Source organism: Streptomyces sp. NBC_01298 (assembly GCF_035978755.1).
In the GTDB taxonomy this organism is placed as follows: Bacteria; Actinomycetota; Actinomycetes; order Streptomycetales; family Streptomycetaceae; genus Streptomyces.
In genome coordinates, this window is the sequence record NZ_CP108416.1 from 51,645 (window position 1) to 73,996 (window position 22,352).

The 22,352-nt window shown below is 69.8% G+C and carries 18 protein-coding genes; 11 read left to right on the forward strand and 7 right to left on the reverse strand.

Annotation, left to right across the window (positions count from 1 at the left end):
* Positions 1–358 precede the first annotated feature (358 nt).
* The 9 genes from mvk to tatC all read left to right on the forward strand — a co-directional run bounded on the left by mvk (position 359) and on the right by tatC (position 9,397).
* Positions 359–1,336 (forward strand): mevalonate kinase, encoded by a 978-nt coding sequence (gene mvk, locus OG730_RS42990; RefSeq protein ID WP_327309924.1) that lies wholly within the window; start codon positions 359–361, stop codon positions 1,334–1,336.
* Positions 1,329–2,378 carry a diphosphomevalonate decarboxylase gene (mvaD, locus tag OG730_RS42995; RefSeq protein ID WP_327309925.1) on the forward strand — a complete coding sequence of 350 codons (1,050 nt, stop codon included), beginning with the start codon at positions 1,329–1,331 and terminating at the stop codon, positions 2,376–2,378. Before mvk ends, mvaD begins: the two co-directional genes overlap by 8 nt.
* Complete coding sequence (locus OG730_RS43000) at positions 2,375–3,490, forward strand: phosphomevalonate kinase (RefSeq protein ID WP_327309926.1); 1,116 nt, start codon at positions 2,375–2,377, stop codon at positions 3,488–3,490. Before mvaD ends, OG730_RS43000 begins: the two co-directional genes overlap by 4 nt.
* Positions 3,487–4,578, forward strand: a complete 1,092-nt coding sequence (gene fni, locus OG730_RS43005; RefSeq protein WP_327309927.1) for a type 2 isopentenyl-diphosphate Delta-isomerase — start codon at positions 3,487–3,489, stop codon at positions 4,576–4,578. Before OG730_RS43000 ends, fni begins: the two co-directional genes overlap by 4 nt.
* Positions 4,575–5,630 carry a hydroxymethylglutaryl-coenzyme A reductase family protein gene (locus OG730_RS43010; protein WP_327309928.1) on the forward strand — a complete coding sequence of 352 codons (1,056 nt, stop codon included), beginning with the start codon at positions 4,575–4,577 and terminating at the stop codon, positions 5,628–5,630. The genes fni and OG730_RS43010 overlap by 4 nt, the downstream gene beginning before the upstream one ends.
* A 3-nt stretch (positions 5,631–5,633) precedes the next feature.
* Positions 5,634–6,809: a hydroxymethylglutaryl-CoA synthase gene (locus OG730_RS43015; protein WP_327309929.1), complete on the forward strand. Its 1,176-nt coding sequence runs from the start codon at positions 5,634–5,636 to the stop codon at positions 6,807–6,809.
* Between the two features lie 128 nt (positions 6,810–6,937).
* Positions 6,938–7,945 carry a 3-oxoacyl-ACP synthase III family protein gene (locus OG730_RS43020; protein ID WP_327309930.1) on the forward strand — a complete coding sequence of 336 codons (1,008 nt, stop codon included), beginning with the start codon at positions 6,938–6,940 and terminating at the stop codon, positions 7,943–7,945.
* Between the two features lie 206 nt (positions 7,946–8,151).
* Positions 8,152–8,448, forward strand: a complete 297-nt coding sequence (gene tatA / locus OG730_RS43025; RefSeq protein ID WP_327309931.1) for a Sec-independent protein translocase subunit TatA — start codon at positions 8,152–8,154, stop codon at positions 8,446–8,448.
* Between the two features lie 46 nt (positions 8,449–8,494).
* Complete coding sequence (tatC, locus tag OG730_RS43030; protein ID WP_327309932.1) at positions 8,495–9,397, forward strand: twin-arginine translocase subunit TatC; 903 nt, start codon at positions 8,495–8,497, stop codon at positions 9,395–9,397.
* Positions 9,398–9,449: 52 nt separating this feature from the next.
* Here the strand turns inward: tatC and OG730_RS43035 are convergent, their stop codons facing one another.
* The 5 genes from OG730_RS43035 to OG730_RS43055 all read right to left on the reverse strand — a co-directional run bounded on the left by OG730_RS43035 (position 9,450) and on the right by OG730_RS43055 (position 16,423).
* Positions 9,450–9,785 (reverse strand): DUF6059 family protein, encoded by a 336-nt coding sequence (locus OG730_RS43035; protein WP_327309933.1) that lies wholly within the window; start codon positions 9,783–9,785, stop codon positions 9,450–9,452.
* Positions 9,786–9,868: 83 nt separating this feature from the next.
* Complete coding sequence (locus tag OG730_RS43040) at positions 9,869–13,165, reverse strand: condensation domain-containing protein (protein WP_327309934.1); 3,297 nt, start codon at positions 13,163–13,165, stop codon at positions 9,869–9,871.
* A gap of 470 nt (positions 13,166–13,635) precedes the next feature.
* A complete protein-coding gene (locus OG730_RS43045; protein WP_327309935.1) occupies positions 13,636–14,589 on the reverse strand; it encodes an aromatase/cyclase in 954 nt (317 codons plus the stop codon).
* A 136-nt stretch (positions 14,590–14,725) separates the two neighbouring features.
* The gene (locus OG730_RS43050) at positions 14,726–15,475 is read right to left on the reverse strand and encodes a thioesterase II family protein (RefSeq protein WP_327309936.1); all 750 of its coding nucleotides are present in this window, start codon (positions 15,473–15,475) and stop codon (positions 14,726–14,728) included.
* Between the two features lie 126 nt (positions 15,476–15,601).
* The gene (locus OG730_RS43055) at positions 15,602–16,423 is read right to left on the reverse strand and encodes an AfsR/SARP family transcriptional regulator (protein WP_327309937.1); all 822 of its coding nucleotides are present in this window, start codon (positions 16,421–16,423) and stop codon (positions 15,602–15,604) included.
* 349 nt (positions 16,424–16,772) lie between these two features.
* Here OG730_RS43055 and OG730_RS43060 point away from each other — a divergent pair, with 349 nt between their 5' ends.
* A complete protein-coding gene (locus OG730_RS43060) occupies positions 16,773–17,060 on the forward strand; it encodes a hypothetical protein (RefSeq protein ID WP_327309938.1) in 288 nt (95 codons plus the stop codon).
* 82 nt (positions 17,061–17,142) lie between these two features.
* Here the strand turns inward: OG730_RS43060 and OG730_RS43065 are convergent, their stop codons facing one another.
* Positions 17,143–19,416 carry a (Fe-S)-binding protein gene (locus tag OG730_RS43065; RefSeq protein ID WP_327309940.1) on the reverse strand — a complete coding sequence of 758 codons (2,274 nt, stop codon included), beginning with the start codon at positions 19,414–19,416 and terminating at the stop codon, positions 17,143–17,145.
* A 355-nt stretch (positions 19,417–19,771) separates the two neighbouring features.
* Entirely contained in the window at positions 19,772–20,593 is an 822-nt protein-coding gene (locus tag OG730_RS43070) for an AfsR/SARP family transcriptional regulator (RefSeq protein ID WP_327309941.1), read from the reverse strand.
* Positions 20,594–21,195: 602 nt separating this feature from the next.
* Here OG730_RS43070 and OG730_RS43075 point away from each other — a divergent pair.
* On the forward strand, positions 21,196–22,245 hold the full coding sequence (locus OG730_RS43075; RefSeq protein ID WP_327309942.1) for an AfsR/SARP family transcriptional regulator: 1,050 nt from the start codon (positions 21,196–21,198) through the stop codon (positions 22,243–22,245).
* The last annotated feature ends 107 nt before the right edge of the window (positions 22,246–22,352 follow it).

Genomic DNA, 22,352 nt, shown 5'->3' on the forward strand with positions numbered 1-22,352 from the left:
TATTTACGCACGTCTCCCCTGCCCAAAAATAAATTCGGGCCCGGGAGTTGGGTGCCGCGGCTCCCCATCCTGGTCGCCCCCACAAGGTGACGGATGCGCACGCCGGATCGCCGGCGGGACCGCTCGAAAACGGGTGCCTACAACCCCGTTCACCATCTCCACGCCACATGTACCGACCCGCGCCCTGCGCGGCGGTAGAAGCCGCCCGCCTGCCCGGGATCCTGCCCCACCTGGATCAGCCGCGCCCTGAAGGGCTCCGGCACTGGTCCGCTCTTCCTAGAACCCCGAATTACGCGATCTGCGCAAAATACGATATTTGGAGCTGAGTGCGTTGACTCTACCAACCTCAGCGGCGGGGGTGTCAGAAGGCCGCTGGGTCCGCTCAGTCGGTACCGGCCGCGCCCACGCCAAGTCCATTTTGCTGGGGGAGCACGCGGTCGTCTACGGAGCTCCGGCCATCGCTCTTCCGGTTCCGCAGCTGCCGGTCACGGCGAGCGCCGGATGGTCGTCGAGCACCCGTGACGAACCGGGCGGCGTGTCCTTCACCACCACCGGTTCCGCCTGGCGGCAGGTGGGGACGGAGGGCTCCGAGGGGCTGCGTCGGCTCACCACCGAGTTCAGGACCGCCATGGGGCTGGAAAGCGCACCGCACCTCGACGTGATCGTCGACGGTTCGATTCCGCTCGGCCGCGGACTCGGGTCCAGCGCGGCGGTCGCGCGCGCCGTGGTCCTCGCCCTCGCCGACCTCGTCGGCCGCGAGGTGTCGGACCGGGAGACGTTCGACCTGGTGCAGACGGCCGAGAACGTGGTGCACGGCCGGGCCAGTGGCGTCGACGCCGCGACGGTCGGAGCATCCGCCCCGCTGCTGTTCCAGTCGGGCGAGACCCGGCAGCTGAACGTCGGCTGCGACGGGTTGTTCGTCATCGCGGACAGCGGCGACTACGGCAGCACCAAGGACGCCGTGGCTCTGCTGCGCGAGGGGTTCGAGCGCCACGCGGGTGCCCAGGAGAGGTTCGTGGGCCGCGCCACCGAGCTGACCGCGGAGGCCACTGTCGCCCTCGCCGAAGGCAAGCCGGAAGAGCTGGGCTCGAAGCTCACCGACTACCACGCCCTGCTCCGCGCGGGCGGGCTCAGCACCGAGCGGATCGAGGCGATGGTCAGCGCCGCGCTCGAGGCGGGCGCCCTCGGCGCCAAGATCACAGGAGGCGGTCTGGGCGGCTGCGTGCTCGCCCTGACCCAGCCCGAACAAGCCAGAGAAGTCACCCGGCAGCTGCACGAGGCCGGGGCCGTGCAGACGTGGGTCGTACCACTGAGGAGGCTCGTCAACCATGTCTGAGCAGCAGACGCTGATCCGACCGTCAGGACAGGGCGACGCGACGGGGGCAACCGCCGTCGCGCACCCGAACATCGCGCTCATCAAGTACTGGGGCAAGCGCGACGAGCAGTTGTTCCTGCCCTGGACCAGCAGCCTGTCGATGACCCTGGACATCTTCCCCACGACCACCCGGGTCCGGCTCGACGCCGATGCCGGTCACGACGAAGTGACCTTCAACGGCGTGCCCGCGACGGGCGAGGCCGAGCGGCGCATCGTCGCCTTCCTCGACCTCGTACGGGAGAGGGCCGGGGTCCCCCACCGGGCCGTCGTGGACACCCGCAACACCGTCCCCACCGGAGCGGGCCTGGCCTCCTCCGCCAGTGGGTTCGCCGCCCTGGCCGTGTCCGCGGCCGCCGCGTACGGACTCGGCCAGGGCGCCACCGCGCTGTCACGCCTGGCCCGGCGAGGATCCGGGTCGGCGTCACGGTCGATCTTCGGCGGCTTCGCCGCCTGGAACGCGGGCACGCACACGGCTCCGGCCGCCGAAGCCGACCTCAGCTCCTACGCCGAGCCGGTCCCCACGGCGGAACTCGACCCCGCGCTGGTCATCGCGGTGGTCAACGCCGGCCCCAAGGACGTGTCCAGCCGTGTGGCCATGCGCCGCACGGTCGACACGTCACCGCTGTTCGAGCCGTGGGCCGAATCGAGCAAGGTCGACCTGGTCGAGATGCGGGCGGCGCTGCTGCGCGGCGACCTCGACGCGGTCGGCGAGATCGCGGAGCGCAACGCGCTCGGCATGCACGCCACCATGCTGGGGGCCCGCCCCGCGGTGCGCTACCTGTCGCCCGCCTCGCTCACGGTGCTCGACAGCGTGCTGCAGCTCAGGCGGGACGGAATCTCCGCCTACGCGACCATGGACGCCGGTCCGAACGTCAAGGTGCTCTGCCATCGGGCGGACGCCGACCGGGTGGCCGCGGTCGTACGCGCCGCCGCCGCCGGTGGCGCGGTGCACGTCGCCGGGCCCGGACAGGGCGCCCGTCTGCTGAACGAAGACGGCCGATGACCTCCGGGCGCACCGTCGTCCGCAGTGCGCCGGGCAAGCTGTTCGTCGCGGGCGAGTACGCGGTGGTGGAACCCGGCACCCCGGCGATCCTGGTCGCCGTGGACCGGGAGATCACCGTCCTCGTGTCCGGCTCCGGCGAGGCCGACGTCGTGATCTCCTCCGACCTCGGTGCGCGAGCGGTGTGCTGGCAATGGCAGGACGGCCGGCTCGACGTCCACGGCGAGGAGGACTCGCAGGGCGCGCGCGTCGCACTGGCCCACGTGGTCTCGGCGATCGAGACCGTGGCCGGACTGCTTGCCGAACGCGGCCTGCCCGTTCCCCCGCTGAGCATCTCCGTCAGCAGCCGGCTGCACGAGAACGGCCGCAAGTTCGGCCTGGGTTCGAGCGGCGCGGTGACCGTGGCGACCGTGGACGCCGTCGCGTCCTTCTGCGACTTGGAGCTGTCGCTCGACTCCCGGTTCCGGCTGGCCATGATCGCCGGCGCCCGGATCGACCCCAAGGGCTCCGGGGGCGACCTCGCCGCCAGTACCTGGGGCGGCTGGATCGCCTACCAGGCGCCCGACCGGGACTTCGTACTCGGCCTGGCCCTGCGCGAGGGCATCGAGGAAGCGCTGCGCGCCCCCTGGCCCGGTTTCGCAGTGCGCCGGCTTCCGCCACCGGCCGGCCTCTCCCTGGAGGTCGGCTGGACCGGGAACCCGGCTTCCACCACCTCGCTCGTGTCCAGCCTGCACCGGCGGACCTGGCGGGGCACCGCCTCGCACCGCGCGTTCGTGGAAACCAGCAACGACTTCGTACGCGCCTCGATCACGGCGCTCGAGGCCGGGGACGGCCCGGGACTGCTGCACCAGCTGCGGCGGGCCCGGCAGGAGCTGGCCCGCCTGGACGAAGAGGTCGGCCTCGGCATCTTCACCACCGAGCTGACGGCGCTGTGCGAAGCCGCCGAAGGCGTCGGCGGCGCCGCCAAGCCCTCCGGGGCGGGCGGCGGCGACTGCGGCATCGCCCTGCTGGACACCGGGGCTCCGCACGACATCTCACACGTACGGCAACGGTGGGCCGCCGCAGGGGTGCTGCCCCTGCATGTCCGTCCCACCACCGAAGGGATCGAGGAATGAGCGCTCAGCGCAAGGACGACCACGTCCGGCTCGCCATCGAGCAGCAGGACACCCGCAGTGGGATCAACCAGTTCGACGAGGTGTCGTTCGTCCACCACGCCCTGGCCGGGATCGACCGGCAGGACGTGTCCCTGGCCACGACCTTCGCCGGGATCTCCTGGCAGGCGCCGCTCTACATCAACGCGATGACCGGCGGCACCGCCAAGACCGGCATCATCAACCGGGACCTGGCGATCGCCGCCCGCGAGACCGGAGTGGCCATCGCCTCGGGTTCCGTGCACGCCTACCTCAAGGACCCGTCCTGCGTGGACACCTTCCAGGTGCTGCGCCGGGAGAACCCGGACGGGTTCGTCATGGCGAACGTCAACGCGACCGCCTCGGTCGAGAACGCCCAGCGCGCCATCGACCTGCTGGAGGCCAACGCCCTGCAGATCCACATCAACACGGCGCAGGAAACCGCCATGCCGGAGGGCGACCGGTCCTTCGGGTCCTGGGTCTCGCAGATCGAGAAGATCACCTCTGCCGTCGACGTCCCGGTGATCGTCAAGGAGGTCGGCAACGGCCTCAGCCGCGAGACCGTCCTGACGCTCCAGCAGCTGGGCGTCAGCGTGGCGGACCTCGGCGGCCGCGGCGGCACCGACTTCGCCCGGATCGAGAACGGCCGCCGGCCGCTCGGCGACTACGCCTTCCTCGACAACTGGGGACAGTCCACCGCCGCCTGCCTCCTCGACTCCCGGGACGCGGGTCTGCCCGTGCTCGCCTCCGGCGGTGTGCGCAACCCGCTCGACGTCGCCCGCGCGCTGGCGCTCGGCGCCTCCGGTGTCGGAGCGTCCGGGGTGTTCCTGCGCACCCTGCTCGACGGCGGCGTCGAGGCGCTGATCGCGCAGATCTCGAACTGGCTGGACCAGCTGGCGGCCTTGCAGACCATGCTCGGCGCACGCACCCCGGCAGACCTCTCCGGCCTGGATCTGCTGATCCACGGCACCCTTCGTTCCTTCTGCGCCGACCGGGGCATCGACACGCGGCAGCTCGCCCAGCGTTCCCGGTCCGTCGGCGACCTTCACGAGATGACGGGAAGCACACGATGACCGAAGCACACGCGATTGCCGGGGTCCCGATGAAGTGGGTGGGCCCCGTCCGCATCTCGGGGAACGTCGCCGAGACCGAGACCCTCGTCCCCCTGGCCACCTACGAGACCCCGCTGTGGCCGTCCGTGGGCCGCGGGGCCAAGGTGTCCCGGCTCGCCGAGAAGGGCATCGTCGCCACGCTCGTCGACGAGCGCATGACCCGTTCGGTGCTCGTCGAGGCGGTGGACGCGCAGACCGCGTACACGGCCGCCCTGACCATCCAGGCACGGATCGACGAGCTGCGCGACGTGGTGCGCGCCGGCAGCCGGTTCGCCGAGCTGATCAACATCCGGCACGAGATCAACGCGAACCTGCTCTTCATCCGCTTCGAGTTCTCCACCGGCGACGCGTCGGGCCACAACATGGCCACGCTCGCCTCCGAGGCGCTCCTGGCGCACCTGCTGGAGACCATTCCCGGCATCTCCTACGGCTCGATCTCCGGCAACTACTGCTCGGACAAGAAGGCCACCGCGATCAACGGGATCCTCGGCCGCGGCAAGAACGTGATCACCGAGATCCTCATCCCGCGCGATGTGGTGACCGGCGTCCTGCACACGACCGCCGCCAAGGTGGTCCAGCTGAACATCCGCAAGAACCTCCTCGGGACCCTGCTCGCCGGCGGCATCCGCTCGGCGAACGCCCACTACGCGAACATGCTGCTCGGGTTCTACCTGGCCACCGGCCAGGACGCGGCCAACATCGTCGAAGGCTCCCAGGGCGTCACGATGGCCGAGGACCGCGACGGCGACCTCTACTTCTCCTGCACCCTGCCGAACCTGATCGTCGGCACGGTGGGCAACGGCAAGGGCCTCGGGTTCGTGGAGACGAACCTGACCCGCCTCGGCTGCAAGGAAGACCGCGAGCCCGGCGCGAACGCGCGCCGGCTCGCCGTCATCGGGGCGGCGACGGTGCTGTGCGGCGAGCTCTCGCTGCTCGCGGCACAGACGAACCCGGGCGAACTCATGCGCTCTCACATCCTGCTGGAACGCGAATCAGTAAAGGTTGGTGTCTAAGGCATGTCCAACAATTCTGCGGTCGGAATTCATGATCTGTCGTTCGCGACAACCGAATTCGTCCTGTCCCACGAGGCCCTCGCCGAGTACAACGGCACCGAGATCGGCAAGTACCACATAGGCATCGGCCAGAGGTCGATGAGCGTCCCCGCCGCCGACGAGGACATCGTCACGCTGGCCGCCGCCGCCGCCGCGCCGATCATCGCCAAGCACGGCAACGAGCGGATCCGCACGGTCGTCTTCGCGACCGAGTCCTCGATCGACCAGGCGAAGGCCGCCGGCATCTACGTGCACTCCCTGCTCGGACTCCAGTCCGCCTGCCGGGTCGTCGAGCTCAAGCAGGCCTGCTACGGGGCGACCGCCGCCCTCCAGTTCGCCATCGGGCTCGTCAAGCGCGACCCCGACCAGCAGGTCCTCGTGATCGCGAGCGACGTCTCCAAGTACGACCTGGACAGCCCGGGCGAGTCGACCCAGGGTGCCGCCGCGGTGGCCATGCTGGTCAGCGCGGACCCCGCCCTGGTACGCATCGAGAACGCCTCCGGCCTGTTCACCGCCGACGTCATGGACTTCTGGCGGCCGAACTACCGCAGCACCGCGCTGGTCGACGGACAGGAGTCCGTCCAGGCGTACCTGCAGGCCGTGGAAGGCAGCTGGAAGGACTACGGGGAGCAGGGCGGCCGCACGCTGGAGCAGTTCGCCGCGTTCTGCTACCACCAGCCGTTCACCAAGATGGCCTACAAGGCGCACCGCCACCTGCTCAACTACGCCGGTTTCGACACCGACAAGGACGACATCGAGCGCGCCATCGGGCAGACCGTGGCCTACAACACGGTCGTCGGCAACAGCTACACCGCGTCGGTGTACCTCGCCCTCGCCGCGCTGCTCGACCAGGCGGACGACCTGACGGACCGGCCCATCGGCTTCCTCAGCTACGGGTCCGGCAGCGTGGCCGAGTTCTTCGCGGGAACCGTCGTACCCGGCTACCAGCAGCACCTGCGCACCGAGGCCAACCTCGAGGTCATCGCCAGGCGCAAGCCGGTCGACTACGCCGGCTACCGGGAGCTGCACGAGCGGTCCTTCCCGGCCGACGGGGGCGACCACCCCACTCCGGCGCAGACCACCGGGCCCTTCCGGTTCGCCGGTCTCAGCGGCCACAAGCGTCTCTACCAGGCGCGCTAGAGCATGATCCGGGCCCGCACGTACGCGGGCGGCCTGTACGGCCGCCCGCGTACGGAGCCCGTCACGGCCGTGCGTCCGCCGGCCTTTCACACACCGTTCTCCACACCATCTGAGGGGAGGGCAGCCGCATGACCGACGTCAGGATCCTCGGTACGGGTGCCTACGTGCCCGATCGAGTCGTGTCCAACGACGAGGCCGCCGCGGCAGCCGGAGTCGACGACGCATGGGTCACCGTCAAGACCGCCATCCGTGAACGACGCTGGGCCGCCGACGACCAGGCCACCTCGGACCTGGCCGCGGCCGCGGGCCGGGCTGCCCTGGCGTCGGCCGGCATCACCGCCGACCAGTTGTCGGTGATCGTGGTCGCCACCTCCACGCCGGACCGGCCCCAGCCTCCCACCGCGTCCTACGTGCAGCAGAAGCTCGGTGCGGCCGGGGCGGCGGCCTTCGACATCAACGCCGTCTGCTCCGGGCTGGTCTTCGCGCTCTCCGCGGTCGAGGGCATACTCGCCCGACGCGGCGGACACGCGCTGGTCATCGGAGCGGACCTGTACTCACGCATCCTGAACCCGGCCGACCGCAGGACGGTCATCCTCTTCGGAGACGGCGCGGGCGCGATGGTCCTGTCCATGGCGGGACACGACGGGGCAGAGCAGGACGGAGCCCGCCGCGGCCCCCGCATCCGGCACGTGGCGCTGCACACGTTCGGCGACAACTCGGGCCTGATCGAGGTGCCCGGCGGCGGCAGCAGGCTGCCCCTGGACCAGGCCGGGCTCGACGCCGGTCTGCAGTACTTCACCATGGACGGGCGCGGAGTACGGAGCTTCGTCTCGGACAACCTGCCCCAACTCACCAAGGAGTTCCTCCACGAGGCCGGGGTCGTACCCGACGACATCCGTCACTTCGTGCCGCACCAGGCCAACGGCGTCATGCTCGACAGCGTCTTCGCCGATCTGGGGCTCCCTCTGGCAACCATGCACTGGACGCTGGGCGAGTACGCCAACACGGGGGCCGCCTCCATCGCGATCACCCTGGACGCGGCCGCACGCGCCGGCGCCTTCAGCCCGGGCGATCTGATCCTCCTCGCCGGCTTCGGCGGCGGCATGTCGGTGGGATTCGCACTGGTCGAGTGGTGAGCGTGCCGCACGGCCCGTGCGTGCCGTGCGGCTTCGCACGCGCTGATCGCCCGGGTGCCCTCAGGCTCGAAGGCCGCTCGAAGGGCGGCTGAGCAAACGGGTGGGGGCACGGGAAGCGTCATATTCTCGGATCGCCATGGTCTAGGAAGCCGCATTCACGGATCCGCGGCACGCACCCAACTCCCCCGGCGAGAAGGAATCATCACGTGATCGGCAATCTGAAGCCCCTCGAGATCGTCCTGATCCTCGCCGTCGTCCTGCTCCTGTTCGGCGCCAAGAAGCTCCCCGACATGGCTCGTTCGCTCGGCAAGTCGGCTCGGATCCTCAAGAGCGAGGCCAAGGCGATGAAGAAGGAGAGCGAGGACCCCGCGGCGGACACCGCAGCCGCCGCGCGGACCGCTCAGCAGCCGGGTGCCGCGCCGCTCCTCACCATCGATGCGGCGCCCGGCGAGGTGCACAGCCCGCGCCCGGTGGCCGATATGAACCAGACCGTCCAGAGCTGAAGCGTCCACCGACCTCCGCCGCGCCGTACGAGACGAGGGACGTGCGTTGCTCAAGCCCACCCGCAAGCAGGAAGACGATGCCGAGGGCCGGATGCCCCTCACGATGCATCTGCGTGAGCTGCGCAACCGCCTGCTGAAGTCCGTCCTGGCAGTACTGGTCGTCACGGCCGTCGCCGCCGTTTTCTACAAGGACCTGATCGACTTCATGATGAAGCCGATCCTCGAATCCGTGGGCTGTCTCGACGGCGCGGCACGACGGGCCGGCGGCCAGGCCTGTGCGGACATGACCGTCAACGGTCTGATGGCCCCTTTCTCCATCGCCCTCAAGGTCTCGCTGACGGCGGGTGTGGTGCTCGCCACCCCCGTCTGGCTCTACCAGCTCTGGGCCTTCATGGCTCCCGGCCTGCACAGCGTCGAGAAGAAGTACGCGCTGAGCTTCGTGGGCATCGGTGCGCCGCTGTTCCTCAGCGGGTCGGTGCTCGCGTACAAGATCCTCCCGCAGACGGCCACCATCCTGCTGGACTTCACCCCGGACAACGCCCAGAACCTGCTGCCGGTCGATGACTACCTCGACCTGGTCACCCGCATGGTCATCGTCTTCGGGCTCGCCTTCGAACTGCCGCTGCTGCTCATCCTGCTCAACCTCACCGGTGTGCTCAGCGGCAAACGGCTCCTCGGCTGGTGGCGCGGCATGATCCTGGGCATCACCGTCTTCGCAGCGCTCGCGACACCCACCGGCGACCCGCTGACGATGCTGTCGCTGGCCGCGCCGATCGTGTTCCTGTGTGCCATCGCGCTCGGGTTCTGCCTGCTCAATGACCTCCGCCGGACCCGCAACGACCCCGACGCGGGTCTCGATGACGACGAGGCGTCCCCGCTCGACCTCACCCCCGTGGGGGTGGGAGCGGCCGAGCGTGTTTCCTCCCCCACCCACGACGACATCACCTGATGTCCGGACGGCGGGCATCCCCCGCCGACCGGGCGACCGGAGCGCCGGGTGGTCACCCGGAGCCGCGGGCGCGGCGTCCGGAGTAGCGCTTGGGCCACAGGTCGCGGGCGAGCCGCAACTCCTCCTCGGAGAGCGGTACGTCCGCGCACAGCTTCTCGGGGTGGGCGGCCGGAGGGCCTTCCTCGTACGGTTCCAGCGCTTGCAGGTCCCCCAGCGCGTACAGCGCGTAGGGGTCACTGGATCGCGCGGCCAACGCGGGCCCGATCCGTTGCTGCTGGAACGCGTCGAGACCGACGTACATCACCCCGAGGGACACCAGGGACCGTAGGAACGGTCGGACGCAGTAGTCCCTCAGCATCCGACGACCGCTCCGCAGCAGCCGTTTCATGTCCCTCCCTCACCCCGCTCGCAGCTGAACCCGAACTTTCCCAAGGTTCGCTCGTGGACCGCTGGAGAACCGCTGTCGCGCCGTCAGACGACCGGGGCGACAGCCTCTTGGAGGGCTCGGAAGAGGTCCCGGGCCCGTTCCCGCTCGTCCGCGCCCACGCCGGCGAGGACCACCCGCGGCGGGCGTCCGCCCCCTGCCGCGATGCGCCGGGCGATCTCGCAGGCGAAGGATCCCGCACCGGAGAACCCTCCGAGCGTCAGGACCCGTCCGCCGCCGAGCGCCTCCAGGGCGGACTGCGCGCCCTCGGCCCCGCCCGTGAGCACGAGCAGCTCCTCAGGACCCGCATAGGTGCCGGCCAGCAGGTCGTAGCAGCTCGCGGGCGCGCCCGGCGGCGGGATCAGGCAGATCACGCCCGCCTGCTCCTGCCGCGCCGCGCGCAAGGTGACCAGCGGGTCGCTCGTCCCGGGTCTCTGGGCCATGGGCGGCACGGCCCTGCCCTCCAGGAGCTTCAGGGCATCCGCGACCGTGGTGGCCTCGTCCGGCCGCATGGGGAGTTCCCGCAGCAGCAGAGCGCTCTGCTGCAGCAGTTCGGCAGCCGTTTGATCACTGAGCAGGTCGCGGTCGTACACGCACGTGAGCACCAGGCCGCCCGCGCTGTCGTGCTGGGCGAGCAGCCCGATCGGCGGCACGGAGCGGGCCGGTATGGAACCGAGGGGAGCGATCTCGATGCCGTGGGCGGCGAGTTCCTCCGCCAGACCCGCCACCGGATGCGGCGGATCCTCGAAGACGACGACCGTACCGACGGAGCCGGCGTCCTGGCCCTGCCCGCTCCACGCACGGATCCACTCGTCGGGGACCCATTCGTAGGCCGCCATGTCCAGTACGCGGTCGCGGAGTCGCCGCAGGAGGTCGGCAACGGTGCCCGCCGGGTCCACCTCGACGGACATCGGCAGGGGATTGCGCAGCGGACCCGGCATCCCGGCCACGTCATCGAGCGGTATGCCGCGTCCCGAGACGGTCACCGCGAAGGAGACCGGGGCCGGCCCGGTGGTACCGGAAGCCCGGTGGATCAGCAGCGCCCAGACCGCCTGCAGCACGCTGCTCTCCGCGGCTCCCCAGGTGCCCGCCCAGTGCGCGAGGCGGGCGGCCTCCCCGGGCGCGAGGCGCAGCCGGGCCCGGCCCACGCCGGTCAGGCCGGTGGCCCCTGAGGGGCGCCCGGGCCAGGACGCGAGCGCGCCGGACGGCATCGAGCGCGCCCAGAACCCACGTGCGGGCTCGATGTCCTGGGATGCGATCCACGCGGTGTAGTCGGACAGGTTGGGCCTGCGCTCGCCTCCGGGCAGCGTGCCGCCCGCGAGATAGGCCCGGTAGAACTCGCGCAGCAGGATGTGCGCGCTCCAGTTGTCGAGCAGCGCCCGATGGTAGGTGAGCACGATCCGGGTGGGGCCGGCGGCACCGGTGGGCGGGGGCTCCTCCACGTCCAGCAAGGTGAGGCGCAGCGCTCCAGCGCGCCGCAGGTCGAAGCCACGCAGCCGGTCGCGCTCCAGGAGGGAGGACCAGTCGTCTCCGTGATGGACCTGGCTGGTGATCTCGGGTGCGACCCTGCTGTGCACCATGAGCTGGGGTTCGGGGCCGCCCGTGAACCCGGTGCGCAGCACCGCCTCGCGGTCGAAGACGGACTGCCACGCCGCTGCGAAGCGTTCGGCGTCGAGCGGGCCGCGCCAGGACCACACGAGCTGCTCGATATGACGGCCGGTGCCCGGCCGTCCATCACCGCTCCGATAGAGCGCCGACTGCTGCGGAGTCGCCCGGAAGACGGCCGAGATCGGGGCGGTGGACGCCGCGGCCAGATCCCGCAGCACGTCCCGCAGCACCCCGCCCAGGGCGGCGACCGCGGTCTCCGAGATCCCTTCGCCATGACCGGAGACCCAGTCCAGGCCGACGTGCAGCCTGCCGTCGGCCACCCCGACATGCGCCTCGACAGCGTGCACGGGACGGCGCGGTGCGCCGCCGTTCACGGCCCCGGACCATCCGGAGAGCGCTTCGCCCGGGTCGTGCAGCACCAGGCACCCCTGGGCGGGCTCCAGCATGCTCATGGCAGCGCGCACCAGGGGGTCGGTGCTCCACTCGCGGCAGGCCCCGAAGCCCGCGCCGCCCGCTGCGCCCCCGCCCGCGGTGGCCAGGCGACCGGCCAGGGCGGCCAGCTGGTCCAGAAGGCCTAGGCCGGGACGCAGCGTGAGATGGACCGGGTACGGCTCGGTGAGGCGGCCCACGTGGCGCCGCAGGCTCCGCCGGTCCGCCCGCGGGTCGCTGCGTACGTCGAAGGAGGCCTCGTAGACGCCTTGCCAGCGGGCGAGGGCCAGAGCGAACACACCGGTCAGCACCTGGCCGGTGGTCAGATCGAACCGCTGGGCCATGCCGTGGACGATCCGGTCTGTGGCTCCCGCGCCCAGAACGAAGCCGGTGTGCCGGCTCTGTCCGGGACCGCTGTCGCGCTCCGCGGCCGGGGTGGTGCCGGCTCTCCCGCCCGGCGGTGTCACCGGGGCGGGCGGGAGGGAACCGGCCGCCCGTGACCTGCGCCCGGCAACCGCGGTCCAGTGCCGGACCTCGGCGGGATCGTCGGCCAGGTCCTTCAACTCGGCGACCCAGCGCGCGAGAGCGTCGGGCGCGGGCTCTGCTTCCGTCCGGGGTCCGGCGGTGCCCGTGGCGAGGAGGGTGGCCACGTCGTCGTGAAGGATCCGCCAGGACGCGGCGTCCACGACGATTTCGTGGACGATCAGTACAAGGCGGTCGGCACACGGTCCGGACGGGCGGCGGTCCCGGGCGAGCAGAGCCCGCAGCTGGATACCGCTGTGCGTGTCGAGGGTGCGGCCGACCGAAGCGACGGCCGCGTCGAAGGCGGCCTCGTCGGCGAACTCCGCCTCCACCAGAAGGTCCGGGTGGTCCGCGGACCCTGTCGGCGAGCCTGCCGCCCGGGTCAGCCGGCCGCCGACGGTGTCGAGGCCGAACAGCAGGTGCGGGTGGGCGCCCGCCACGGCACGCAGCGCCTCGCGCACGGCACCTGTGTCCAGCGAGCCACCCGGCTCGATGAACATCGCCTCGTAGCGCCGGCCTCGGGGCTGGGCCAGGGCAGCGCCCTGAGCGGGGCTGAGGGGACGCTCGTCCCCGGGCGGGCGGGTAACCAGGTCCGCGATGCGCCCGACGACGGACGCGGTGGACGATCCCTCCGGCATGGTGAGCCGCAGTGTGTGGTGGTCGGGTCCGTGCCGCAGCAGCCGGTGCTGCCAGAGGGGCCGGCCCGGGTCACCGGAGGCGAGCTCGCCCAGCAGGTTCTTCAGCGCGCCGGTGTCGAGCGGCCCGCGCAGCTCGAGCTCCCACACGGCGGTGCTTGAGGGGGGCCCGGGATCTACCACCACGGAGATCGCCGCGTGTGAGGAGCGGGGAGCAGTCATGCGCGTTCTGGGACGGACGGTCCGCTGCGGCTGGCAGGGGCCCCCCTCTCCTCTCTGTGGACGCTGGATAAGTGCACAAGATGACGCATGCCCGACCCGGGTGGAACGTCCGGGTACGACTCCGGCCCGGTGCCCGGACGGAAGAAGTCCGTACGGCTCGAGCGACAACGGCAGGTTCCTTCGGGGGCCGTGCCGTAGTTCCTCGCTTCCATGACTCCTCCTTGTCCGCACGTGTCCACAACCGTCGGATTGGCCACGCTAGCCCCAAGAGGAAACCGGAGTCCGTTTTCCCGAGCGGGTGTACAGCGGCGCCCGAGCGGTGCAGCAGGCACCGGGCAGACGGACAGGGAAGGACAGGGAAGGAGGGAGCAGTCCTGGGAAGCCTCCTCGCCGCGCCGTCACAGCATGCGGACGGCACTTTCCGCGTGCTTCTTCGCCTGCGCCAGCAGGGCCAGGCTCCTGCCGCCGAGCGACGCGCGCACGTGTCTGCGGGCGTGTGCGAGGCTCGTGTGCTCGCCCAGCACCGCGGAGATGGCCTCTTCGCGCAGTACGACGCTGTGCTGGGCGATCACGGTCACCCCCGTCTCGTCCGGGATGACGGACCATTCACCGGTGTGGGCCTCGAGCAGGAGCGGGGGCGTCGTCTGCTTGTAGATGATGCGGCCCGCGTGCGGGAAGCAGATCCGCACCGAATCGGTGGTCTCCGGGCCGTGCTCGGTCGCCGTCTCCATGCTCATGCGCTGGACGCCGGGTGCGTACTCGCTGAGGTCTACCCCGGTGACGTGCGGCACCCGCCCGGGCCAGTCCGCGGCCTGGTACAGGAAGTCGTAGACGAGCTCGGCCGGACCGGTGATGCGCATCGAGTCCTCGAAGGACATCACCAGCTCGTCCAGGCGAGTCCACCGTTCGGCGAAGTGCTTCAGATCGGCGAGCTGGGTGCGGCTGGCCCCTGCGGTGGCTCGCTCCACCCATGCCACGTCATCGGGCAGGTCGCTGGTCATGCCGAAGGCGTACAGCAGGTCCAGCGTCGACTCGTGCGAACCCCTGGGGCTGACGCTCAGGACACCGCCCATCGAGTCCAGCGGGGCCGAGGACACGTCCTGCCGGAACTCGACGCGGCGCTCCACCGGGTCCAAGCGCCGCCAGGAGAACCACGACTCCAGCCGGCCGTCGATGAGGGACCACATCCGTAGCCGCTCCCGCTCGCCGTCGAGCTCCAGCGGTTCCACGTGGATGATCGGGGAGAAGTAGAGCGGCCACTTCACCGCGTCGGCGAGCAGTCCGTAGACCACGCCGGCGGGTGCGGCCACACGGACCTTGAACGTGGTCTTGTCCGCGTGCTCAGCAATCACCTGAACACCTCTCCTCACAATGCGCCGACGGTGACGCGAACAGAACCCAGCGGCAGGATCGAGACCGCTGGAGTACAAGCGGGTGAGCGCGCGTCCCAAGTGGTCCTCGCGCTCGGGTCCGACGGGCCGGACGGTCTCAGGCGACGGGCACGGGCTGCCGGGCGAGGCGGTGGGCCACCCGGCAGGCCCGGCCCAGCAGCCGGGGCAGTCCGTGTCCGCCTGCGAAGAAGTGGTGGCCGGGGACCACGCGTAGCCGGGCGGGACCCTCGGTCCAGCGGCGCCAGCCATCGGCGATCTCAGGCGGTGCCAGGGGGTTGTCCTGCGAAGCCACGACGAGCAGCGGAGTGGTCAGCGGTCCCGCGGGGGAGGGTTCACGGGCCGCCTCTTCCAGGGACCGCGCGAGTTCCAGGTCCACGCGGAGCACCGGGAGCATGGCCCGGAGCAAGATTCCCTCGTCGCTGGAGGCCGGCACGGCGCCGTTTCCGTCCAGGATGCCCAACAGCTCGATGTCCGTCTTCCCGCGCACGTCGGGCAGTCCCGAGGAGATGTGCGGAGGCTGACAGGCACCGACGGCGAGCAGGGCGGGGCCGGGCAGGCCCGCCTCCTGCAAGGCGCGCGCGAGGGTGAAGGCGACCATCGCACCGAGACCTTGCCCGTAGAAGGCGTACGGGCCCGAGTCCGGATCGGCGAACCGGGGCAGCTGGTCGGCGAGCAGTGCCTCACGTGTGGTCACGCGCGGTTCGGCACGACGCCCCGCGCTGCCGGGGAGGACGGCCGGTACCGGCTCCACGCCACGGCCGGTACTCGGCCTCCAGCCGCTGAATACCGAGACGCCCTCCGCGGAGTGCGCGAAACAGTGGAGCCGCACTGGCTGTTCTTCCGACATGGCATCCTCCTCTACCTCCGCCCCTGGCCGTACGAGGCGGGGTTCGAGAATCGCCGTACCGTCTCGAGTAACCCTTGAGGACCAGCCGAGACCGTTGGCCCGAGGGATCGCGCCTGCCGCGTTCCGTCAGGCCGCGTAGCGGTCGAACGTGGACCCGCGCCGCGGTCCGGCGGCCACTTGGAGCTCCGGGTCGACCGCGAGCATGGCCTGGTGCAGGCGCTGCAACTGCGGCGAGGGGTCCACACCGAGCTCTTCGACGAGCCGCTCCCGCAGCTTCCGGTAGACATCCAGGGCGGAGGCCTGCCGCCCTGACCTGTACATGGCCAGCATGGCCTGCGCGTGCAGGCCCTCGTGCTGGGGATGGCGTGCGATCAAGTCCGCGAGTTCGACGACGAGTTCGGTGTGCCGGCTGAGGCGCAGATCCGCGTCGATCCTCCGCTCGATCGTCACCAACCGGGACTCCTCGAGACGCATGACCTCTATCTCCAGGATCGGACCGAGTCGTATGTCCACCAGGGCGGGGCCTTGCCACAGGGCCAGGGCCTGGCGGAATAATCGGGCCGCGCGTTCGTCCTCGCCCCGTTCGAAGGCCTCCCGGCCTTCGACGACCAGCCGCTCATAGGGATGGACGTCCACGGACTCCGGGGGAACCTGCAGCATGTAGCCGCCGTGCCGGGTTGCCAGAACGTTCTTCGCGGCACCTGGCGCATCGGGTCCCATCGCGGTACCCAGGCAGCGCCGGAGCTGCATGACGTACGTCTGCAGCGTCGTCATCGCGCTCGGTGGCGGCTCCGTTCCCCAGATCTCTTCCATCAGCGTCGAAACGGGCACGATGCGGCCCGGGTAGAGGGCGAGCAACGCGAATAGTTTTCTCGGCTTTCCCGCGGTCGGCAAGATCGACCCCCCGTTCACGGCGGCACACAGCGGACCCAGAAGCTGAATTTCCATGGCTTCCTCCGTTCGTCGTCTGGTACTCGCCATGATGGAAAGTCGTCGGCGAACTGGCACGCTAGCCGTACCCATACCAGGTGTGCCGGATCCTTCAACGGAACTTGAGCGGCCTTCAAAGAGGAAGCAAGAGCGTCACAGCGACCGCATATTGTTCCAAACGCACGGGATGGCAGGGCGCCGACGAGTTCGTATTCGTCGCACGAGCCGCTCTCGACCCGGGATCCACTCTTGCTCGAGGCCGTCCGGGCATGACAGTCGGGACAGCGCCCGCACGACACCGAAAAGCACCGGAATCAACCGTACGAACAAGCCCTGGAGGGGCGCCATGACGAGCCAGAAGTCTCACATGCGCACAGCCGAGATGGTTTCCCGGGCCTGGGCGGAGGCACATTCCATGACCTGCGCCGACCCGGGCCACGCCCATCGCCCTCCCGGCGAGCTGACGGCCGCCGCTCTGACCGCGCACGGCAGGCTTTCGGCGGTGCTGGGCCGGAGCATTCCGTTCACCGCACTCGGACCGGGCGGCGGTGTGCGGGGGCTCGCGAGCTTCCTCGCGGTCTACGCCGCCCAGCAGGAGGAGCAGGACGCGCCCGGTCGGACCGCCGACGCCGCTCTGGAACGACGCTGCATGTGAGCTCGACGTTCCGCGGCGCTCGGGGGGGAAAAAAATGACGGGCCCGGCGGTTCCTCACAGGGAACCGCCGGGCCCGTAGGGACTACTTCACCGGTTCCGGAGCGTCCTCGGTCTCCGGCTCCGGCTCGGGCTCCGGCTCCACCGGATCCGGCGTCTTCACCGATTCCAGGAGCAGTTGCGCCACGTCGACGACCGTGACGTGTTCTTTCGCCTGGCCTTCGTTCTTCTTGCCGTTGACCGAGTCGGTGAGCATGACGAGGCAGAACGGGCAGGCGGTGGAGACGATGTCCGGGTTCAGGGACAGGGCCTCGTCGACGCGCTCGTTGTTGATGCGCTTGCCGATCCGCTCTTCCATCCACATCCGCGCGCCACCGGCGCCACAGCAGAAGCCCCGTTCCTTGTGGCGGTGCATCTCCTGCTGGCGCAGGCCCGGCACCGCCGACATGATCTCGCGCGGCGGTGTGTAGACCTTGTTGTGCCGGCCCAGGTAGCACGGGTCGTGGTACGTGATCAGCCCGTCGACCGGGGTCACCGGCGTGAGGCGGCCCTCGTCGATCAGGTGCTGGAGCAGCTGCGTGTGGTGGATGACCTCGTACTCGCCGCCCAGCTGCGGGTACTCGTTGGCGATCGTGTTGAAGCAGTGCGGGCAGGTGGAGACGATCCGCTTCGCCGCCTTCGGCTTCTTGGTCGCCGGGTCCTCGTCGTCCTCACCGAACGCCATGTTCAGCATCGCGACGTTCTCCTGCGCGAGCTGCTGGAAGAGCGGCTCGTTGCCCAGACGGCGCGGGGAGTCACCCGTGCACTTCTCGTCACCGCCCATGATCGCGAACTTGACGCCCGCGATGTTCAGCAGCTCCGCGAAGGCCTTCGTGGTCTTCTTCGCCCGGTCCTCCAGCGCGCCCGCGCAGCCCACCCAGTAGAGGTAGTCGAACTCCGAGAGGTCCTCCGCGTCCTTGCCGATGATCGGGACCTCGAAGTCCACCTCCTTGGTCCACTCCACGCGCTGCTTCTTCGCCAGGCCCCAGGGGTTGCCCTTCTTCTCCAGGTTCTTGAGCATCGTCCCGGCCTCGCTCGGGAAGGCACTCTCGATCATCACCTGGTAGCGGCGCATGTCGACGATGTGGTCGATGTGCTCGATGTCCACCGGACACTGCTCGACACACGCGCCGCAGCTCGTGCAGGACCACAGGACGTCGGGGTCGATGACCCCGTTCTCCTCGGCTGTGCCGATCAGCGGGCGCTCCGCCTCCGCCAGCGCGGAAGCCGGGACGTCCTTCAGCTGCTCGGGCGTCGCCCTCTCATTGCCCTCCATGTCCTTGCCGCCACCCGCCAGCAGATACGGGGCCTTGGCGTGCGCGTGATCGCGCAGCGACATGATCAACAGCTTCGGGGACAGGGGCTTGCCCGTGTTCCAGGCCGGACACTGCGACTGACAGCGGCCGCACTCCGTACACGTGGAGAAGTCGAGGATGCCCTTCCACGAGAACTGCTCGACCTGCGAGACCCCGAAGACATCGTCCTCACCCGGATCCTCGAAGTCGATGACCTTACCGCCACTGGTCATCGGCTGAAGCGCACCCAACGCGACCGCGCCATCCGCGTTCCGCTTGAACCAGATGTTCGGGAAACCGAGGAACCGGTGCCAGGCCACACCCATGTTGGTATTCAGCGAAACCACGATCATCCAGACGAAGGACGTGGTGATCTTGATCGTCGCGACGAGGTAGGTCACGTTCTCCAACGTCGAGACGTCGAGCTTGGAGAAGGCGAGGACCAGCGGGTACGAGAAGAAGTACGCCGGCTCCCAGTGCTCGACGCCCGCGAAGGCCCCCTCGATGCCGCGCAGCGACATGATGCACAGGCTGACGGTCAGGACGACCGTCTCGATGAAGTAGGCCTGACCGCTCTTGGACCCGGCGAAGCGCGACTTGCGGCCGGCCCGCGAGGGGAGCGACAGCTGCCGGATGACGATGAGGACGATGATGCCGGCCACGGTGAGGGTGCCGATCACCTCTACGACGAGCTCGTACGGCAGCCAGTGCCCGATGATGGGCAGCACCCAGTCAGGTTTGAACAGCTGGCCGGTGGCATTGACCAGCGTGATGAGTAGCGCGTAGAAGCCGATCGCAACGGTCCAGTGCGCCACACCCATGACGCCCCACCGGTTCATGCGGGTGTGACCGAGGAACTCCTTCACCAGCGTCACGCTGCGCTGGTAAGGGTTGTTGGTCCGGGTGCCCGCAGGTAGGGGCTGACCGAGCTTGAAATACTTGACGAACTGGGCGATAGCACGGAAGAACAGCGCGAAGCCGACTATTTCGAGTGCCAGCGAGACAACGATCGCCGCGAGCTGCATGGAGGCTCCTCGAACCTGCGAGCGGGGCATTTTAAATTACCAAGCGGTAACTTCGGTCGACACACTACCGAAGATCACAGGCGGGTTGAAGGCAGGCAACCGGTGATCTACATCGCTGCGAGCAGCCTTCAGGGAGGCCCGTTCGAGCCACACTCAAGATCAACCGGTCATAGTGTCCCCCGTGGGGGTTCAGCCGGCGCATCCTTGGCCGGCACGCCCGAGGAAGCGCCCCACCTGAAGCCGCCCACACGGTCACCCCCGGATCTGTGGGCGGCCTGGCGCCCCCACAGGCCCGCCCGATCGGTCCCGGCAGAGCCCCCGCCCGCCCCGAGCACCGCTCAGGGCGGGCCGCGCGTCAGGCCGCGTACAGATCGAAGGTCGAGGTGCGCCGCGGTCCGGCGACGACATCCAGCCGCGGGTCCACCGCGAGCATCGCCTGATGCAGCCGCTGAAGCTGGGGAGAAGGTTCCACACCGAGCTCCTCGATGAGCCGCTGCCGCAGCCTTCGGTAGACGTCGAGCGCGGAGGCCTGCCGTCCTGAGCGATAGAGCGCCAGCATCGCCTGGGAGTGGAGCCCCTCGTGCTGGGGGTGGCGGGCGATGATGTCGGTGAGTTCGGCAAGGAGTTCGACGTGCCGGCCCAGGCGCAGGTCCGCGTCGATCCGCCGCTCGCGGGCGACGAGGCGGCTCTCCTCCAGTCGCAGCACCTCGATGTCGAGGATCGGGCCCACCCGTACGTCGACGAGCGCGGGCCCCTCCCACAGTTCAAGCGCCTCCCGCAAGCACTTGGAGGCAAGCGCGTCCTCACCCTCCTCGAAGGCCTGCTGGCCTTCGGCCGCGAGGCTTTCGTACGAGTGGACGTCGACCGCTTCGCTGGGCACCTGGAGCAGGTAGCCGCCGTACCGGGTGACGAGTACATCCTTGGCCGAGCCCTGGGTGTCCGGGCCCATGGCAGTGCCCAGGCGGCGGCGCAGCTGAAGGATGTACGTCTGAAGGGTTGTCAGCGCGCTTTGCGGCAGTTCGGTCCCCCAGAGCTCCTCCATGAGCGTGGGCACGGGGACAACCCGGCCGGGGTACAGAGCGAGCAGCGCCAGGAGTTGGCGGGGCTTGCCGGCAGTCGGGACGATGGACACCCCATTGACTTCGGCATTCAATGGACCCAGGACTCTTATTTTCATAATTCCCTCCGCGCCTTGCCGGCACCGTCGTTTCCAAGCCGGACCAGAGTCTTTCGATACCGTCGCCTTTCGGCCTCTTTTTGTCGTCGGATGGACCGCAGACGAGGGGCACCATATCTTCCGACGATCCACCCACCTGCGGGACTTGAGTGCGCTTTGAGCGGTCCTCCAAGAAGTGCCCGAAAACCGCCTCACGGATTGCCGACGAGCCACTGACAAATCACTGACAAATCACTGACACCGAGAATTCGGACTGAAAAACAGACCCGCAAAACTTTTCTGTCGTGCACCAGCACTGCTAACCTCGCCGCTTCGTTACGGCCCAAGGACTTCGAGACGTGGCGCATCAGCCACCATCCCGTGCGACGGGGCGAGCCATGAACCGCTGCTCACGGGCCGGACTTCCCTGAGCCGGCCTCCACCGCGCCCGAGCCCTGACTCGAGGAATCATCGACAACGTCCTGTGGTCCGCTCGCGAATCTCCCGCCGCGCACGCGCCTGCGGCTACTGTCCGATAAGGGAGGAGCCCACGTCTCTTCGGGGAGAATCACAAGAACGTATCTCCGGCAGCAGACTCGTCGAATGTTCCGGCCGAGGGTGAGATGGAGTTTCGCATTCTGGGCCCCGTCCAGATCCACGATCCGCGCACCGGTGTGCACATCGTGCCGACGGGTCCCAAGCAGCGCGCGCTGCTCGGTGCACTGGTCGCGAAGGCCGGACAGGTGGTCTCGGCGGACCGACTCGTCGCCGAGCTGTGGGGCGAGCGCCCGCCCGCCAATGCCGCCAACGCCCTCCAGGCCCATGTGACGAGGCTGCGCAGGCTGTTCCCGATCCCCGCGCCCAACTCGCGCGAAGCAGGCCACGAGTGGCTGGTGACCGGCCCACTGGGCTACGTAGTGCGCCTGGGCCGCTCGGACACCGACGCCCAGCGCTTCCACGCGCTGGCCACCAAGGGCAAGGCACTGGCGGCCGCCGACCCGGGACGCTCGGCCGATGTCCTGCGCGAGGCACTGGCACTGTGGCGCGGGCCCGCCCTGGAGGGCAGCGGACGCGGGGGCATCTGCTCGGTCGAGGCCTCGCTTCTGGAGGAAGCCAGGCTCGTCGCCCTGGAGACGCTGTATGACGCCTGTCTGCGCGCGGGCCGGTTCGGCGAGATCGCGGGAGAACTGAACGAACTGACCATCCACCACCCGCTGCGGGAGCGGTTCTACTCCTTACTGATGACCGTGCTGTACCGGTCCGGCCGCCGGGCGGAGGCACTCGGCGTGTACGACCGGGCGCGCCGCAGGTTCGCGCACGACCTCGGCCTGGAGCCGGGCCCCGTGCTGCGCGGCCACATGGAAGCCGTCTTGCGCCACATCGACCCCGATCCCTCGGCGGACACCGCCCCCGAGGTGCACCCGCCGCCCGGACCGGCCCCCGTTGCCGCTCGCCCCGTGCGGGTGCCGGCCCAGCCCACCGGCCATACCGGCGGCCTCCCGTCCGACGCCCCCGTCGGCCCCGCGGCCCCCTGCTGTTCCGATGCCGGAGCGCACCTGCTGCGCGAGGAGATCGCCTGGCTGCGCCTCCACGTGGACCGGCTCTCGCAGGAACAGGAGGAGCTGGCCACGCGCCTCGACCGGCTGACCACGGGACGCGGCCCGGCCGTCTGACCACGCCATCCTGCCCACCCGCCCTCCGGGGAAGTTCACCCGGCATGAATGACGAGCGCCCCACACCGCAGTGCGCCCTCCCCTCCGGTCGGCCGGAGGGGAGGGCG